This is a genomic window from Streptomyces sp. UF-297, from assembly GCF_058245575.1.
Genome location: NZ_JBSIBZ010000046.1, coordinates 35,805 through 53,203, shown reverse-complemented (window position 1 = coordinate 53,203; position 17,399 = coordinate 35,805). Strand labels below are relative to the sequence as shown.

The 17,399-nt window shown below is 73.3% G+C and carries 10 protein-coding genes; 3 read left to right on the top strand and 7 right to left on the bottom strand.

From position 1 onward, the window contains the following. Window positions 1-103 precede the first annotated feature (103 nt). On the top strand, window positions 104-3,628 hold the full coding sequence (locus tag AC4IJH_RS24560; RefSeq protein ID WP_490853999.1) for a bifunctional glycosyltransferase/CDP-glycerol:glycerophosphate glycerophosphotransferase: 3,525 nt from the start codon (window positions 104-106) through the stop codon (window positions 3,626-3,628). A gap of 14 nt (window positions 3,629-3,642) precedes the next feature. Here AC4IJH_RS24560 and AC4IJH_RS24555 read toward each other — a convergent pair whose 3' ends face one another. Together AC4IJH_RS24555 and AC4IJH_RS24550 are read right to left on the bottom strand one after the other, a co-directional pair. Then, window positions 3,643-5,079, bottom strand: coding sequence for a hypothetical protein (locus AC4IJH_RS24555; protein ID WP_490853998.1), 1,437 nt, complete (start codon window positions 5,077-5,079; stop codon window positions 3,643-3,645). A 78-nt stretch (window positions 5,080-5,157) separates the two neighbouring features. Continuing rightward, entirely contained in the window at window positions 5,158-6,666 is a 1,509-nt protein-coding gene (locus tag AC4IJH_RS24550) for a glycosyltransferase family 39 protein (protein ID WP_490853997.1), read from the bottom strand. A 244-nt stretch (window positions 6,667-6,910) separates the two neighbouring features. Here AC4IJH_RS24550 and AC4IJH_RS24545 point away from each other — a divergent pair, with 244 nt between their 5' ends. Both AC4IJH_RS24545 and galE read left to right on the top strand, forming a co-directional pair. Next, complete coding sequence (locus AC4IJH_RS24545; RefSeq protein ID WP_490854019.1) at window positions 6,911-8,635, top strand: glycosyltransferase; 1,725 nt, start codon at window positions 6,911-6,913, stop codon at window positions 8,633-8,635. A gap of 34 nt (window positions 8,636-8,669) precedes the next feature. Next, a complete protein-coding gene (gene galE, locus AC4IJH_RS24540; RefSeq protein WP_490853996.1) occupies window positions 8,670-9,638 on the top strand; it encodes a UDP-glucose 4-epimerase GalE in 969 nt (322 codons plus the stop codon). A 156-nt stretch (window positions 9,639-9,794) separates the two neighbouring features. On the opposite strand, the gene AC4IJH_RS24535 is transcribed toward galE, so the two are convergent. From AC4IJH_RS24535 to AC4IJH_RS24515, 5 genes are all read right to left on the bottom strand, one after another. Further along, window positions 9,795-10,814, bottom strand: coding sequence for a glycosyltransferase family 2 protein (locus tag AC4IJH_RS24535; RefSeq protein ID WP_490853995.1), 1,020 nt, complete (start codon window positions 10,812-10,814; stop codon window positions 9,795-9,797). A gap of 9 nt (window positions 10,815-10,823) precedes the next feature. Further along, window positions 10,824-11,975, bottom strand: coding sequence for a glycosyltransferase (locus AC4IJH_RS24530; protein ID WP_490853994.1), 1,152 nt, complete (start codon window positions 11,973-11,975; stop codon window positions 10,824-10,826). Then, complete coding sequence (locus AC4IJH_RS24525) at window positions 11,972-14,836, bottom strand: bifunctional glycosyltransferase/CDP-glycerol:glycerophosphate glycerophosphotransferase (protein ID WP_490853993.1); 2,865 nt, start codon at window positions 14,834-14,836, stop codon at window positions 11,972-11,974. Before AC4IJH_RS24525 ends, AC4IJH_RS24530 begins: the two co-directional genes overlap by 4 nt. A 453-nt stretch (window positions 14,837-15,289) precedes the next feature. Continuing rightward, window positions 15,290-16,609 carry a hypothetical protein gene (locus tag AC4IJH_RS24520; protein WP_490853992.1) on the bottom strand — a complete coding sequence of 440 codons (1,320 nt, stop codon included), beginning with the start codon at window positions 16,607-16,609 and terminating at the stop codon, window positions 15,290-15,292. Then, window positions 16,606-17,322 carry a polyprenol monophosphomannose synthase gene (locus AC4IJH_RS24515; RefSeq protein WP_490854018.1) on the bottom strand — a complete coding sequence of 239 codons (717 nt, stop codon included), beginning with the start codon at window positions 17,320-17,322 and terminating at the stop codon, window positions 16,606-16,608. The genes AC4IJH_RS24520 and AC4IJH_RS24515 overlap by 4 nt, the downstream gene beginning before the upstream one ends. Window positions 17,323-17,399: the final 77 nt, after the last annotated feature.

Sequence of the window (17,399 nt, the reverse complement as noted above, 5' to 3'; positions counted from 1 at the left end):
TTCCGCCCCCGGTGTTCGCCGCCCGCGCCGCGATGCCCGGCCGGGGGCCCGGGGTTCGCCCCCGGCCCAGCCCCCTTCGCCCGGTAAAGGTGTGGTCCCCTTCATGGCTCCCCGGCTCACTGTCGTCGTACCGATCTACAACGTGGAGGAATATCTGGAGGAATGCCTGGAGTCGGTGGCCGCCCAGACGATGACCGATCTCGATGTGGTGCTGGTGGACGACGGTTCGACGGACGGGGGCCCGGCGCTGGCGCAGGCGTTCTGCGAGCGCGACGCGCGCTTCAGGCTCGTACGGCAGGAGAACGGCGGGCTCGGGCACGCCCGCAACACCGGTGCCCGGCACGCCGATCCGCGCACCGGCTACCTCGCCTTCCTGGACAGCGACGACATCGTGCCGCCGCGCGCTTATGAGCAACTGGTGGGCCTGCTGGAGGAGTCCGGCTCGGACTTCGCGACCGGCAATGTGTGGCGGCTGACCTCCGAGGGCCGCAGCCAGGCCTGGCAGCACAAGGACATGACGCGCACCGTCAAGGGCACCCACATCAGCAAGGACTTGACGTTGCTGTCGGACCGGGTGGCCTGGAACAAGGTGTTCCGGCGCAGCTTCTGGGACCGGCACGCGCTCGCCTTCCCCGAAGGCGTGCTCTACGAGGACACCCCGGTGACCATCCCCGCGCACTTCCTGGCGCGCAAGGTGGACGTGCTGCACGAGCACGTCTACTACTGGCGCATCCGGGAGGGCTCGATCACCCGCCGCCGCACCGACGTCAAGGGCGTACGGGACCGGATCGCGGCCGTGGACGGGGTCAGCCGCTTCCTGGCGGACCCCGAGCGCACCTCCTTCACCCACCACAAGCGGGACTACGACCGCTCGGTGCTCACCGACGACCTGCTGTACTTCATCGAGGCGCTGCCGATGGCGGGCGAGGAGTACCGCCGGCTGTTCATGGAGCGCACCCGGGACTTCTTGAGCCGGGTGGACCCCGCCCTCTTCCGCACCCTGCCCGTCGAGCACCGGATGCGCTGGGAGCTGATCCGCCAGGACCGGCTCGCCGATCTGCTGGCCTTCCTGGAGCACGAGAAGCGCAACAACTCCGGCTTCTCGGTTGCGGGTTGGCCCCTGCGCAAGCGCGCCGTGCTGACCTGCGGCGAGGGCCGGCGGGTGCGGCTGCCGGCGCAGACCAGCCGGCTGGAGAAGAAGGACTTCCCCGTGCGCGCCCGGCTCCAGGAGACGGTGTGGCGGGACGGCAAGCTGGTGCTGCGCGGCTACGCCTACATCCGTAACGTGGACGCCTCGGCGCGGCTGAAGTCGCTGAAGACGGCGGTGCTGGTCTCGGGGCGGCGCAAGCTGCTGCTGCCGGTGCGCTCGGTGCCCGCCCCGCAGGCCACCTACAACTCCCGCCAGGAGACGCACTGTTACGACTGGTCGGGCTTCGAGATCACCCTCGACCCCAAGCGGCTGGCCGGCGGCGGGCGGCTGCGCCCCGGCCAGTGGAAGCTGGGGATCGTGGTGGCGGGGCAGGGCGTGGTGCGGGCCGCCGCCCTGCGCGCGTACGAGACCGGCTCCGGCGCCTCCCCCGTGCCGTACGAGGTCAGCGACGGGGTGCGGGTGGTGCCCTGGTACAAGGACGGCCGGCTGCACGTGTCGGTGGAGGAGATCACCCGGCGGCTGACGGGGCTGCGGGCCAAGGACGGCGGCGCGGCCGAGCTGGAGATCTCGGACGCCTCCGCCCGGCCGCCGGTGGCCCTGCGGCTGACCCGGCGCGGCTGCGGGACCACGGTGGAGCGCGAGGTGAGCGCGGCGCCGGGCGGCGCCCCCAAGGGCTCGCGGCTGACCGTCCTCCTCTCCCCCGACGCCCTGGTGGCCGCCCCCGCCGCGAACGGCCCGGTCCCCAAGGAGGTACGGCCCGAGGAGGGCGCCACCTGGGACCCCGTGCTGGTCTACGCCGACGGGCGCACCGCCCGCATCTCGGCCGACCCGCTGGAGCCGGCCGGGCGCTACCACGACGGCGGCGGGCGGGAGTTGGTCGTCACCGCCACCGCGGCCGGCAATCTCGTACTGCACCAGCGCCCCGCCGAGCCGGTCGCCGACCGCTTCACATGGCGCGAGGACGGCGCGCTGCGCCTGGCGGGCACGCTGCCCGGCGGTGCGCCGCGCGACCTGGAGCTGGTGCTGCGGCACAGCCGGCACGCGGCCCTGGCGCGCTTCGCCGTCGCCCGCGACGGGGACCGCTTCAGCGCCGAGGTGAGCGCGGACGCGGTGCCCGCGCCCACCGGGGACCGGCCGCTGCGCGAGGGCCGCTGGTACTTCTCCTTGCGCGAGGCCGGGGTTGAGGACAGCCGCGAGATGTGTCTGCGGGTCTGCCCCACGGCCTTCGTCACGCTCCCGGCCGAGCGGCCCGGTGGCGGGCGGGCGCTGACGGTGCAGCGCCGCTTTCACGACGTGGCGTTCCTGGAGGTGGGCCCGGCGCTGCCCGAGCGGGACCGCGGCCCCTACCGGCAGCGGGTGCTGCGCGAGCGGCACTACCCGGCCCAGCGCTCCCGCGCGCTGCGCGAGGCCGTCCTCTACAGCAGCTTCGGCGGCCGCTCCTACTCCGACTCCCCGCGCGCGATCCACGAGGAACTGCTGCGCAGGGGAACGGAGTCGGAGCACCTGTGGGTGGTGCGCGACGGCGGGTACGAGGTGCCGCCCACCGCGCGGGCGGTGCAGCTGGGCAGCGCGCAGTGGCACGAGGCGCTGGCCCGCAGCCGGCACATCGTCAGCAACACCCAGCTGCCCGCGTGGTTCCGGCGCCGCCCGGACCAGTTCGTGCTGCAGACCTGGCACGGCACCCCGCTCAAGCGCATCGGCCAGGGCCTGGCCGGCACGCTGTGCGCCGACCTCGTCCACCTGTGGCCGCAGCCGCGCCTGGGCCACCAGTGGAGCCTGCTGCTGTCGCCCAACGCGCACAGCACCCGCCTGCTGGGCGAGGCGCTGTCCTACGAGGGCGAGATCGCCGAGACCGGTCTGCCGCGCACCGACCTGCTGTTCGCCGAGGACCGCGAGAAGCTCGCCGAGGCCCTCAAGGAGCAGCTGGGCATCCCGCGGGGCAAGAAGGTGGTGCTGTACGCGCCCACCCAGCGCGACGACAAGGCCTACGACGCCGAGCACTACCAGCTGCATCTGCCGCTGGACGTGGCGCGCGCCCGGGCGGCGCTGGCCCGCGACCACGTACTGCTGGTGCGCAGCCACCCCCTGGTGGCCGACCAACTCCCCTTCGGCGACGACGAGTTCGTACGGGACGTGTCGGGCTTCCCCGACGCGATGCCGCTGCTGCTGGCCGCCGACGTGCTGATCACCGACTACTCCTCGCTGGCCGTGGACTTCGCCAACACCGGCCGCCCGATGCTGTTCCTGACCCCCGATCTGGACAGCTACCGGGACACGGTGCGCGGCTTCACGCTCGACTTCGCCGCGCAGGCGCCGGGCCCGCTGCTGTCGGACACCGGCCAGGTGGTGGACGCGCTGCGCTCCCTGGAGTCGGTCGCCCGCGAGAGCGCCGGCGCCTATGAGCGGTTCCGGTCGGCCTTCTGCCACCTGGACGACGGCCGGGCCGCGGCAAGGGCGGCGGACCGGCTGGCGTTCTGAGCCAGGGCCTGTCGTCAACGTCCCGTCGTCCGCCCGGAGGGCGGGCCCGGCGGCGTCCGGCGCGTGCGATCGCAAGGCGGAGAATCGCCCCGGTACTGGGTGTACCGGGGCGAGCCCGACAACACGGCGAGGTGCCGTGCCAGGTGCCGCCAGGCAGGCGGGACGTTGACGACGGGCCGCGGCCGGGGCCGCGGCACCCGCCGCTGGACGAGCAGCCAGGCCAGTACGGGCATCCCGTACAGCGGCAGGAACCACACCAGGACGATCAGGCGGTCCCCCCAACTGGTCATGTCGGGGTGGGCCGCCTGGTTGAGGACCCCGCTCGCGGCGGTCGCGGTGACGGCGACCGCCCAGCGGGGGCAGCAGCGCCACAGCGCCCAGGCCGACAGCGCGAGCGCCACCAGCAGCAGGGGGGCCATGAGCTGGAGGCGCAGCCACTCCGTCCAGAAGTGGGCCTCCAGGACGAGGAAGTCGCCCCAGGGGTCGGGGACATCGGGCTCGGTGAAGTGGACGGAGGCCAGGTCCTGCAGGCTCTCGTCCGTGGAGGGCCAGCCCAGCGCGGTCACCGCCGCGGTCATGGCTGCCGCCAGGGCGGCGGCGGCCGCGGCCACGGCCGCCTCGACGCGTACCCCCGCCGGTCCGCCCCGTGCGCGGCAGCGCCTGACCACGGCGAACAGGCCGTAGCCCACGGCCAGCGCGGCGCACAGCTGCATCGCCTGGGAGTACTTGACGAAGAACATCGCCACCGCGGCACACAGCGCCAGCGCCGCGCCCGAGGCCGCCTTGCCGCGGGCCATCCGGGCGCAGCCCAGGGCCAGGGCAGCGGCCAGCGTCATGGTGGCGCCCTCGGCCAGCACCCGCATCGACGTCTGGGCCGAGGGCAGCGCGTAGTAGAGCACCTGGGTCAGCAGGACGGCGGGCCGCGGGGCGCCGATGGTCCGCGTCGCCAGCGCGGCCAGGACGCCGCCGAGCGCGGTGAGCACGATGGAGGCGGTCAGGACCCCGGCGGGGATGCCGAGGGCGGCGATGAAGGGCGCCAGCAGGAGCGGGTAGCCGGGGCGGGCGTCGAAGAAGTACGCCATGCGCTCGGGGCCGAAGGCGCCGGAGGGATGGCGGTGCTCCAGTGCCGGGGTGTGGGTGGCGGGCCAGTCGATGCCCTCGCGGCAGCGGTGCCAGGCCTCCGGCCCCTGGCCGGGGCGGCGGTAGCGGGCCGGGTCCAGGCGCTGGGCCCGTTCGGCGGAGACGGCCTCGTTGTCGCAGACGTAGTCGATGGCGCGGCGCATCGCCCGGGTGTCGGACTCGCCGGTGAGGTGCAGCGCGTAGTGGAGGTAGCGCGCCGAGTCCGGTGAGGTGCGGCCCATGGGGGTGACCGTCTGGCACAGCGCGAACACCGCGGCGATCAGGAGCAGCCATACAGCGGTGCGGCGGGCGGTCTTCGGCGGCTGCGTCATGGCTGGAGAACTGGGCGGCACCGGCCAGGTCACACTCGGGTGCGCCGTCCGGGTGCCGGGGGCGCGCAGAAAGGGGGCTCAGCGCCGTACGTAGAGCGCGACCTCGCCGCCGCGTGCCCATTCGGCGTACTGCTCGCGAAAGAGTTCGTGCAGCAGCTCCCACCTGGCGCTCTCGCCGTCGTTGGCGGCGAACCACTCGGTGCGCTCGATCCGGGCGTGCGCGACCACCCACACCCGCTCGGTGCGCAGCAGCCGGGCGCGCAGCTCCTTCAGCGGCGCCTCGCGCCCGTACAGGGTCCCCGAGGCCGGGCCCGAGGTGCCCAGCCGCAGATCGCGCAGGCCCTGGAAGGACGCCGGGTAGGTGAGCATCAGGCGCCGCTCGTAGGCGGGGACGAAGAAGACCGCGTCGCCGGGGCGGGCCTTGTGCGCCACCAGCGCGCAGACCGCGGCCAGGTCGTCGGGGCGGCTGGTGGGCAGCCGCTCCCTGTGGTGGTACGGCAGCTGCCACAGGAAGGCGGCGGCGACACAGGCCGCGCCCGCCGCCGCCAGGACGCCGCGCGCAGGCGCGGTGGGCAGCATCCGTACGAGCCGTTCGGCGCCCGCCGCCGCCAGCGGGGCCACGCCCGTCACCGCGAACAGCACATAGCGGTCGCTGAAGAGCGGGCGGACCTGCGAGAGGAGGAAGAGCAGGGTCGGCGGGAGCAGGGCGAGGGGGGCGGCGACGGCGGTCAGGCCCAGCGCGTGCGGGCGGCGCGGCAGGGGGCGCAGGAGGGCGACGGCCATCAGGAGCAGGGTCACGGCGGCGACCAGGCCCGCCGGGCCGATGAAGGCGTACACCAGCTCCCTGGCCTCGCGCTCCCCCGGGGTGGACAGCCAGCCGACCTGGTCGCTCTGGCCGCGGGAGAGCGCTACCAGGGGCAGCAGGGCGGCGGCGACGGCGCAGACGGCCAGCGCCCAGTGGCGCAGCACGCGCAGGGGTACGCGCGAGAGCAGCAGGGTCAGCGCGTGCGCGAGGAGCAGCAGCAGGGCGAACTCGTGCAGCAGGGCGGTGAGCGCGGTGACGGCGGCGTAGGCGGCCCAGCGGCCCGCCCCCGCCCCCGTCGCCTCGCCCTCGACGGCGCGGGCCAGCAGCAGGGTCGAGAGGGCGGCGCCGGCGGCGACCAGGGCGTAGGAGCGGCCCTCCTGGGCGTAGTGGCCCACCAGCGGCGACACGGCGAACAGCAGCCCCGCCCACAGGCCGACGCGGGGGCTCGCCAGGCGGCAGCCCAGCAGCGCCAGGGTCCCGGCCGTGGCCACCGACGCCAGGACGGAGGGCAGCCGCAGCGCGATTTCGTCCGCGCGCACCGTGAGCACGGCGTGCATGAGCAGGTAGTACAGGCCGTGCACCGCGTCGATGCCGCCGAGCAGATGCCAGATCTCGGCCAGGCTGCGGCGGGCGACCTGGAAGGTGGCGGCCTCGTCCCGCCACATCGTGCCGCGGCGCAGCCCCCACAGGCCCAGGGCGAGCATGACGGCGCAGGGGACGAGGACCGCGACCGTCGTTTTCCGGCCTATGAGGTCCGGCGACAACAGGTGCGTTCTACGCATACACCGCATCCTGCGGCGGCGATTCGATCACGGCATGTGCTGGAGCCCTTACGGAGCAATGACACTGGGCACGGATCAAAGGGTGTCCAAGTCCTGTTCTCCAGCCCGTCACCCCGACGTCAACAAAGGGGAAAACCGTGACGCGAGTGCAACCGCACGGCGGCCGTCGGACTCTTTTCCCCAAAGAGGCCGAAGCGCATCGGCGCCAGTGATCACGTCGACCCGAAATGTAGATTTAGTGACTGTGCAAGAAGCCCTTGAGCCGCGGCCCGGGCCCACCCTCACGCCGAGCGCGCAGGTCAGCATCGTCGTCATCGCGTACAACGACGCCCCGCACATCGGTGCGGCGGTGCGCTCCGCACTGGCCCAGGGCGACGCGGTCACCGAAGTGATCGCCGTGAACGACGCCTCCACCGACGGCACCGGACCCGCGCTGGACGCCCTGGCGCACAGCGAACCGCGGCTGCGGGTGATCCACCGCGCCCGCAACAGCGGCGGCTGCGGCACCCCGCGCAACGAGGGTCTGGGCGCCGCCACCGGCCGATTCGTGATGTTCCTGGACAGCGACGACGTACTGCCCGCCGGCGCGGTCGACGCCCTGCTGAGCGCGGCGCTGCGGCACGGCGCCCCGGTGGCGGCCGGCGCGTGCGTGCGCCGCGAGCTGCCCGATCTGCGCGAGGTGCGCTGGCAGCCGGGCCTGTACCGCGAGGCCGCCGTGCACCCCACCCCCGAGGACCGGCCCGCGCTGGTGCGCGACACGCTGTGCGTCAACAAGCTCTACGACCGCGCCTTCCTCGCCGAGCACCGCATCGCCTTCCCCGAGGGCCGCTTCGTGTACGAGGACTTCGTCTTCACCGCGCGGGTGCTGGCCGCCGCCCCGCGGATCGCGACCGTGCCCGACAGCGTCTACATCTGGCACGTGCGCCGCAGCGCCGCCAAGCCGTCCATCTCCCTGGACCGCAAGGACATCGCCAACTGGCAGGCCCGCATCCAGGCGCACCGCACCGGCGTACAGATCCTGCTGGACGCCGGCGCCGTGCGGCTGGCGCACGCCGCCCGCACCAAGTTCCTCGACCACGACCTGCGGATGTACCTGCGCGAGCTGCACACCCGCGGCGAGGACTACCGCGAGCAGTGGTGGCGCCTGACCGCCGAGTACCTCGCCGGTTTCGACGCCGCCGAGGTGGACGCCGCGCGGGCCCCGGCCCGCTGGGCGGCGCGGGTGCTGCTGGCGAGCGAGCAGGTACGGGACCTGCCGCGGCTGACGCAGCTCGCGGCCCGGCCGGGGCGGCTGCTGCCCCCGTACGCCCGCGACGGCCAGGGGCGGCCCGTGTGGTCCCGGGACCTGCCGCAGGTGGTGCTGGACGGCCTGGGCCAGGAGGCGGCGGGCGGGGCCGCGCCGCTGGACCGGCTGCCGGTGACCATCGACGCCGAGCCGGTGCTGGGCACCCGCTGCCTGCTGCGGCTGCGCCTGCACGAGCTGTACGGGCAGCTGGCCGCGGCGACTCCGGTCAGCGTCGACATCGAGCTGCGCCGTCGCGCCGACGACCGCCAGGGCCCGGTCCACACCGTGGCCCTCACCCCCGCGCCACCCGCCGACTCCCCTGATTCCGGGGCGAGTTGGACCGGCGAGCTGCTGGTGGACCTCGGCTCGCTCGTCCAGCGGGGCGCGCGCGGCCGCACCGAGCCCGACCCCTGGGACCTGGCCGCCACGGTGCGCTGCGCCGACGGCACGTCCCTGACCGCCTCCCTGCGGGCCGTCGGCCCCGGGCTGCGCCGGGCGGTGCTGCCCAGCCGCCGGTACCTGATCGTGCTGGTCCAGCCGTACGCCACCACCGGCGGCGCGCTCGCGCTGCGGATCACCTCCGGGCTGCGCGGCGCGTGGGGCGTCGCCGCGCGCCGGCTGCGCGGCCGGGCGGGCTCGCTGCTTGGCCGAAAAACCTTGCCGAAGAGCCCGGTTGCACACTGACCCCGTCCTTATCTCCCAACCCTAAGATGGCGATATGTCTTACTTGATCACGGGCGGTGCCGGGTACATCGGCGCCCATGTCGTACGAGCCATGGTGCAGGCGGGCGAGCGGGCCGTCGTGCTGGACGACCTGTCCACGGGCGTGGCCGCCCGGGTCCCCGAGGGCGTCCCGATGGTGGTCGGCTCCACCCTGGACCGCGCCCTGCTGGACCGCACCATCGCCGAGCACAACATCAGCTGCGTGATCCACCTGGCCGCCAAGAAGCAGGTCGGCGAGTCGGTCGAGATGCCGCTGCGCTACTACCGGGAGAACGTCCACGGGCTGCAGACCCTCCTGGAGGCCATGGCCGCGGGCGGGGTGGGCCGGTTCGTCTTCTCCTCCTCCGCCGCCGTCTACGGCATGCCGGACGTGGACCTGGTCACCGAGGACACGCCCTGCCTGCCGATGAGCCCGTACGGCGAGACCAAGCTGGTCGGGGAGTGGATGGCGCGCGCGGCCGGCAAGGCGCACGGCATCAGCACCGCGTGCCTGCGCTACTTCAACGTGGCCGGCGCCGCGAGCCCCGAGCTGGCCGACACCGGGATCTTCAACCTCGTCCCGATGGTCTTCGAGAAGCTGACGGAGGGGAAGGCGCCGCGGATCTTCGGAGACGACTACCCCACCCCGGACGGCACCTGCATCCGCGACTACATCCACGTCGCCGACCTCGCCGACGCCCACCTGGCCGCCGCGCGCAAGCTCGCCGAGCCCGGCCCGGTGCGCGATCTGACCCTCAACATCGGCCGCGGCGAGGGCGTTTCGGTCCGCGAGATGGTCGACCTGATCAACGAGGTCACCGGCTACGACACCGCCCCCGAGGTCACCGCCCGCCGCCCCGGCGACCCGGCCCGCGTCGTCGCCGCCGCCGACCGCATCGCCACCGAACTCGCCTGGAAGGCCCACCACGACGTCCGCGCCATGATCACCTCAGCTTGGGCGGGCTGGCAGCTGCATCGCGCGTAGCGCGGCAGTTGGGCCGTACGCGGGACCTGAGGCCGTCGCGGCGGGTTCTTTTCCACCGCGACGGCGAGCAGCCGGGCGACATCGCTGCGCCCCTTAGGGGGCGCGGGGCCGTGTCGAGGTGCGGCTCCGCCGCGTAGCGCCCACCGGCCCGCGGTGTCATGACGGCTCCCCCGGCGGAGCCGAGCGCGCCTCGGACCGTACGGCGAGGGCCAGTTCGGCGGCCTTACCCGCGCGCAGCAGCTCCGCGCGCAGCAGCAGGCGGGCGGGGAGGGCCGCACGGACCCCGTCCGTGAGGTAGGCCTCGACCAGCGGGCGGGCCGCCGCGACGGCGGCCTCGCGGGCGCCCGCGTCCAGGGCGAGATACGGCGCCCCGAAGGGCGCGAGGATCTCGCCGTGGAAGTGGCGCACCATGAGGGCGTCGCGCTCCGCCCCCGCGGGCACCGCGGCGGCCACCCCGGCGAGCACCGTACCGATGTACGCGAGGTGCTCGGCCCAGTCGATGTCGTGCCGGGCCGCCTGCTGCCAGCTCGCGTTGGAGCCGTCGCCGTCCCGGCCCTCCAGGTAGTAGCAGTCGTAGTCCGCGAGGACGGAGACGGTGCGGGCGCGCAGCAGGGCGTGGATGCCGAAGGGCAGGTCCTCGCCCAGCAGCCGCCCCTCCACGAAGCGCAGCCGGTGCTCCTGGACGAAGGAGCGCCTGAAGAGCTTGTAGGCGGCCAGCGTCCAGTAGACCGGTGAGTCGTGGACGGAGACGGCGGCACACGTGGTGCGCAGGTCGACGGGGGCAGCGCGCCCGCCCACGCCCACGATGCGCCCGTAGACGACGTCCGATCCGTGCTCCTCGGCCAGCGCCGTCAGGCGCTGAAGCGCCTCGGGCCCCAGATAGTCGTCGGAGTCGAGGAAGAAGAGGTAGCGGCCGGCGGCCCGGTCGATGCCCACGTTGCGCGGCCGTCCCGCCCCGCCCGACGCCGTCTGGTGAATCACCGTCAGATGCGGGTGGCCGCGCGCCTGTTGGTCCAGCCACGCCCCGCTGCCGTCCGTCGACCCGTCGTCGACGGCGATCACCTCGATGCGGTCGCCGCCCAGGCTCTGGGCGAAGACGGAGCCCAGGCAGCGGTCCAGGAAGCGCAGGGTGTCGTGCACCGGCACGATCACCGTGACCAGCGGCCGCCCGGCCATCGGCGCCGCTCAGCGCTCCAGCAGGGCGAACAGGTCCTCCCAGCGCCCCACGATCCGGTCGGTGGCGTACCGCTGGACGTTCTCCCGCGCGGCCCAGCCCATCGCATCCCGCAGCTCCCGGTCGGTGATCAACCGCTCGATGTGGCGGGCCAGTTCGGCGGTGTTGCCGACCGCGGCCAGCAGCCCGTCCTCGCCGTCGCGGACGATCTCGTGCACGCCGGGCGCGCAGTCGAAGGCGGCGCACGGCACGCCGGAGGCCATCGCCTCCATCAGCGACAGCGGGAAGCCCTCGGCGCGCGAGGCCTGTGCGAAGACGGCGGCGCCGCGCAGCGCGCCGGCCACGTCGTCGGTACGGCCCATGAACTCCACCGAGCCCTCCAGCCCCAGCGCGTCGCGCTGCTTGAGGAGGAGTTCCTCGTCCTCCCCCGAGCCGTAGATCCTCAGGCTCCACTCGGGGTGGCGGGGCGCGAGCAGCGCCCAGGTGTCCAGCAGCAGGTCGACGCCCTTCTCGTCGGCCAGCCGCCCGATGCTGGCGACGACCTTGGCCGAGCGGTCCGAGGGCTGCTCGGGCATCACCGGCAGCGGGTTGGGCATGAAGTCGGCGTTGTCCATGCCCTGCCGGATCCACAGGTCGGCGTCCTCGCGGGTCAGCGCGAGCATCCGGTCCACGTCCGCGTAGTACTTCCGTACGCGCCCGAAGCGGGAGGAGCGGCGGCAGGCCTCGAAGGACTCGTGGCTCATGCCGATGACCGGCATCCCGGCGGTGTCGGCCAGCGCCACCCACTCCATCGCCCACACCTGCGTGACGATGACCATGCCGCCGGGGCGGGCGGCGTTGAACAGCGCGGTGAGCCGGGCGGCCTGGTCGAGCATCCCGGCGTCCCGCTCGGCCCGCCTGCGCCGCTCGGCGAGGTTGACCCGGCCCTTGATGCCGCGCGCCGGGCCGACCTTGGGCGGGTGCCGGTCGTAGAGGGTGGTGGTGGCGTACGGGAGGTCCTCGCCGAGGTCGGCACGCAGGCCCTCGGGGGCGGGGACGATGCCGACGACGTGCACGGTGTGCCCGCGCCCGGCGAACAGGCGGGCCATCTGGTGCGACCAGGTGGTCACCCCGCCCATCTCGTCGACGTTGTTGGAGACGATGAAGATGTCGCGCGCGCTCACTTGCCCACCCCCGGGGTGAAGAACTTCTCGACGATCCGGCGGGCCGCGTCCCCGCGGTCCAGCTCGCCGAATTCGGCGGTGAAGCGGCGCCGGGCCTCGCGGTGCCCGGCGTCCGCCTCCTTGAGTCCGTCGACCGCGGCGAACAGCTCCTCCTGGGTGGCCAGGACCGGCCCCGGGGCCTTCTGCCGCAGGTCGAAGTAGGTGCCGCGGGCCTCGTTCGCGTACTCGTCGTAGTCGTAGGTGAAGAAGAGCATCGGCCGGTCCAGCAGGGCGTAGTCGAACATCACCGAGGAGTAGTCGGTGATCAGCCCGTCGGCCAGGGTCAGCAGCGGGGTGATGTCGTGCTGCCCGGTGACGTCGATGACCTTGCCGCGCACCGAGGGCGGCAGCACCACGTGGTTGAGGTAGTGCGAGCGAATCAGCAGCACGAAGCGGTCGCCGAAGCGGGCGGCGAACTCGTCCACGTCGAAGGGGAGTTCAAAGCCGCGCACCGATCCGCGGGCATCGGCGCGGAAGGTCGGCGCGTACAGCAGCACGGTCTTGTCCGCGGGGATGCCCAACTCATCGGCCAGCGGCCCGCGTTCACGCTCGCCCGAGGCTTCCTCCGCCCGGCGGGCGGCCACCAGCGCGTCGTTGCGGGGGTAGCCGGTGCGCAGCAGCACCTCCTCGCGCAGCCTGAAGGCGCGCGCCAGGGTCCGTACGTCGTGCTCGGAGCGGACCAGGAAGTGGTCGAAGCGGTCCAGGACCTTCTGGTAGGCGTCCTTCTCGGCGCGCGGCTGCATCTTCAGCCGTGGCTCGTCGAAGCCCATGCGCTTGAGCGCGGAGCCGTGCCAGGTCTGGATGTAGGTGGTACCGGGGCGCTTTTCCAGCCGCAGCGGGAAGCCCTGGTTGTCGATCCAGAACTCGGCCTGCGCCAGCGCCCGCAGATACGGCCAGCTCCAGCGGCGCACCAAGGTGGCGTCCTTGGGGAAGCCGTCGGGCTTCTTGCCGTCGTAGGACCACACCGCCTCGAAGTCCACGCCCTGGCGGCGCATCTCCTCGTAGATGGCGCGGGGGCTGTCGCTGTACTGCTTGCCCAGGTGGCTCTCGAAGACCACCAGGCCCTTGCGGTGCGGGAGCTTGCCGAACACCTCGTGGTAGACGCGGAGTTTGGTGGCGCCGGAGTTCATCTCGCGTCTGGCCCGCAGGGCCTTGCGCACCCCGCGCTTGGCGAGGGCGGCGGCCGGGCTGTGCAGGGCCCGGCCCAGGGCCTCCTGGGTGCCGCGGGCCGCCCTGCCCTGAGCGTCCAGGACGAAGGAGAGGTGGCCGCGCTTGGAGACGGAGGGCTCCACGCGGTCGGCGACCAGCCGGGTCAGCCGGGGGCGTACCCGCAGCGCGTGCGCGCCCTGGAGGTCCACGCCGCCGACCGTGATGCGGCTGCGGGTGACGGCGCCGTCCACCTCCAGTACGAGCCTGAGGTCCCACACCGCGTCGATCACGCCCAGTGGGCGCAGCCGGCGGGCCAGGTCCAGCTCGGCGTCCCAGTCCACGCCGCCGGCGCCCACCCGCAGGGTGGTCAGCGGGAAGTGGAAGGTCTGCAGGCTGCGGCGGCGGGCGGCCAGCTCCAGGCGGCCGCGGACCGTGGCGCCGGGGATGATCCTGCCGAGCGGGTTGACCACCCGCCCGGCCAGGCGGACCGTGCCGCGCCCGTCGTCCTCGTAGGAGGTGAGCTGGTTGCGCAGGAAGAGCTTGCCGACGGGGCGGGTGTGGTAGCCGAGGTCGGTGACGTCCAGGACGCGGCGGCCCTCGGGGTCCTCCAGGTGCCGCTCGCTCCAGTAGACGCGGCCGTCGCGCTCGGCCAGCGGCGAGGAGAGCTTGTCGCGGTTGATGAGGGTGTCCACCGCGGGCATCAGGCCCGCCCAGTCCTCCTTGGCCAGGAGGTAGGCGCAGATCGCCTGGATGGGCTGGACCTTCTCGTACGCCTCGGGGGCGATGCCGGCGAGATAGCCGTTGGCCATCGCGGCGAACTCGCGGCGGTAGTCCTCGTCCATCAGCGGCAGGTCGCGCAGGTGCAGCACGAGGTCGTGCTTGAGGAACTTGACGTCCTTGTGGAACTTCAGCTCGGTCAGGCCCTCGCGCTCCAGCAGGTCGTCCACCCTGCGGTGGATGGCCATGCGGTGCGCGAAGTTGGCGATCTCATGGCGCCGGTTGCTGATCGACTTGGTGGCGGCCTTCTCGAAGACGTTCCAGAAGTAGACGTGGTTGGGGATGAGCGTGATGCGCCGGGCGGCGACATAGGCCTGCGCGGAGAAGAGCAGGTCCTCGTAGTGGATGCCCACAGGGAAGGCCAGGCCCGCGTCCAGCAGGAACTGCCGGCGGTAGCACTTGTTGGTCGACAGGGTGTCGAAGACCAGCAGGTCGGGCAGCTCGGAGATGGACTCGATGGTGCGGGTGCGCGCGTAGAGCCAGGGGTACCACTCGATCCGCTTGGTGTGGCGGGAGTCGACGTGGTCGCGTACGCACATGCCCGAGACGAGGTCGGCGCCGCTGCTCTCGGCGGCCTGGAGCATGTTGCGGCAGGCGTTGCGCTCCAGGACGTCGTCGCTGTCCAGGAACATCACGTACGTGCCCAGGGCGTGCTGGACGCCGTGGTTGCGGGGGGCGCCGCAGCCGCCGCTGTTCTCGGGGAGCTGCAGGGCGCGCACCCTGTCCGGGTGGGCGGCGGCGAGCTCCTGGGCGACGGCGAAGGATCTGTCCGTGCTGCAGTCGTCGACGATCACCACTTCGACGCCGTGCAGCGTCTGGTCCAGAACGGACCGGACGGCGATCGGCAGCCGGTCGGCGTCGTTGTAGACGATCACGACCACGGAGACGTCAGGCACGGGCACCCCAATCCTCTTTTCATCACCCTGCGGGCAGTCCAAGCTACCTTGCGGCCAGGTGTTCGCCATCCCGGCTCCGGGCGCCCGCAAGGGGACCTCCGCAAGAAGTACACAGGGGTTCAAGAGTGCGGAAAGAACTGCTTAAGCAGGGGTTTTCCCACCGCCCCACGCCGCTGCCGCGCAACCCGTCCGGCCTGGGGATCACCGGCGTGCGGCCGGTCCGGCGCGGATATGGGAGCGCGATGTTCCGCATGCCCCTTTCTTCCCGGCAATCCCGCAATTGTGCGGCGCGGAAAACACGCCGAATCTGTGGCCGAAAGATGGAGCAGCGGTATACGGACCATTGCAGCGATGACACAGGGAATTCACAGCCTTCCTCGATGTCGCACTTTTTCCCGACGATTCGGCCGTCGGTGTACGGCGCCACTCCAAGGGGGGAATTCTGACGCATCATCAGGTCGACGCCGTCGCGTCCCGCCGCTCCCCGGCGCGCTGGAGGACCTGGTGGACCAGGACCGGCAGGCCCGCCGCCACGATCAGCCACACCGGCGCGTACAGCCGCTCGGCCTGGAACCACACGGGGTGCGCGACGACGGTGGCCAGCCCCGTACCGCCGAGCCCGATGACGACCAGGGCCAGCGGCGCCGATCTGCGCCACAGCCCCCATACGGCCAGCGCCAGCGCGAAGAGCAGGAGAGGGGCCATGGCCTCCTTCTGGAGCCACTGCCACCAGAAGTGGTAGTTCAGCCGGAGCAGGTCCCACCAGGGCTCGGCCACCTCGGGCCGGGTCCAGTGCTTGCTGAAGGTGTCCTGGAGGGTGTCCGCGGTGCCGGGCAGGTCCAGCAGCCGTCCGGCGGCGGCCACCGCGGCGGCCGCGGCGGCGGAGATGCCCAGCAGCCAGTACGTCCCGCGGTGCCGGGTGCGGCGTACGCCCAGCAGCATCACGAGCGTGACGGCCGTCATGCACACCGCGGCCAGCTGCGCGCTGGAGTACTTCACCCCCGCCGACAGGGCCAGCGCCCCCGCGTAGACCATCGCGCCGGGGCCGGTTCTGCCGCGCAGCATCGCCACCGCGCCCAGCAGCATGGACGCCAGCAGCGCCAGCAGCGGCCCCTCGGCCAGCGGCTGCGAGCCCCAGGCGGCCAGCGGTGTCACGTAGTACAGGCACTGGCCGAGCAGGGCCAGGCCCGGGGAGAGGCCCGCCTCGCGCAGCGCGGATCTCAGGAAGAGGCCCCCGGCGAGGGTGAAGGCCAGGGAGACGGCGGTCAGGCCCGCCTTGGCGCCGAACAGGCCCACGAAGGGGGCGGCCAGCAGCGGGTAGAGCGGCCGGGTGTCGAAGATGCGCTCGTAGCGCGCGTCGGTGGGGCCGAGGCCGTTGGGGGAGGCGGCCATGCAGCGGTCGAAGGCGGCCGGGTCGCGCGGGGCTCGGTAGCGCATCTCGTCCACCAGCTGGGCGCGGTAGCGGCGGTCGGCGTCGTCCCGGCAGTAGGCCTCAAGGGCCTTGTGCTGGGCCTGTTCGCGGTCGTCGCCGAGGTACTCGTAGGCCTGGCGCGCATAGCGGTAGGAGTCGTTGGAGAAGGTGGTCGCGGGGAAGGCGAAGATGTGCAGCACCACGAAGACCACCGCGGCCACGGCGGGCAGCAGCCGCGCCGCCCTGCCCGGGGACGGCAGCAGCCGGTGCCGGGGGCCGCGCTCCAGGGGGAGCGGCTCGGCTATCTCCCGCCGCTGCGCGCCCTGCTCGTCCAGGGGGCCTGACGGCGCTCCGGCGCTCACCCGCGGCCCCGCCCGCGCAGCTGGTCCAGCCGCAGCCGCCAGGGCAGCACGGCCGACTCCAGCTGGACGGCGGCCGACATCTTGGAGGCGCCGATCTGCCGTTCCTCGAAGTGGATCGGGATCTCCAGGGCGGTGAATCCGGCGCCGACCGCCCGGTGCTTGAGCTCGACCTGGAAGCTGTAGCCGCTGGAGCGCACGGAATCCAGGTGGGCGGCGCGCACCGCGTCCGCGCGCCACAGGACGAATCCGGCGGTGACATCGCGCAGCCCGGTCTGCAGCACCGTGCCGACGTAGCGGTTGGCCCAGCGCGAGAGCAGCCTGCGGTGCAGTCCCCACTCCTGGGCCAGCCGGCCGCCGCAGACGTACCGGCTGCCGACGACCAGCCCGGCGCCGGTGGCCAGTGCCCCGCCCAGCATCTGCGGCACGTACTCCACCGGGTGGCTGCCGTCGGCGTCCATCTGCAGGACGTACTGAGCGCCGTCCCGGACCGCCCGGGACATGCCCGCCGCGTACGCCCGGCCCAGGCCGTCCTTGGCCGTGCGGTGCAGCACCTGGATCCGGTCCGGGTGCTCCTCGGCCAGCCCCTCGGCGATCTCGCCGGTGCCGTCGGGGCTGTTGTCGTCCACCACCAGCAGACGCAGCCCGGGCAGGTCCAGCGCCATCAGGGCGGCGGCCATGCCGGGGAGGTTGCCCGCCTCGTTGTAGGTGGGCATCACGACGGTCAGCGGTGTACGGGCCCACTCCTGGGGCAGCGGCACGGGGCGCCGGCCGGCCGCGGCGAGCGGCGCCG

Bases quoted from the DNA above. Each gene is read 5' to 3' on its own strand.
- AC4IJH_RS24560 (WP_490853999.1), top strand. From the start codon at position 104: ATGGCTCCCCGGCTCACTGTCGTCGTACCGATCTACAACGTGGAGGAA.
- AC4IJH_RS24555 (WP_490853998.1), bottom strand. From the start codon at position 5,079: ATGACGCAGCCGCCGAAGACCGCCCGCCGCACCGCTGTATGGCTGCTC.
- AC4IJH_RS24550 (WP_490853997.1), bottom strand. From the start codon at position 6,666: ATGCGTAGAACGCACCTGTTGTCGCCGGACCTCATAGGCCGGAAAACG.
- galE (WP_490853996.1), top strand. From the start codon at position 8,670: ATGTCTTACTTGATCACGGGCGGTGCCGGGTACATCGGCGCCCATGTC.
- AC4IJH_RS24535 (WP_490853995.1), bottom strand. From the start codon at position 10,814: ATGGCCGGGCGGCCGCTGGTCACGGTGATCGTGCCGGTGCACGACACC.
- AC4IJH_RS24515 (WP_490854018.1), bottom strand. From the start codon at position 17,322: ATGCCCACCTACAACGAGGCGGGCAACCTCCCCGGCATGGCCGCCGCC.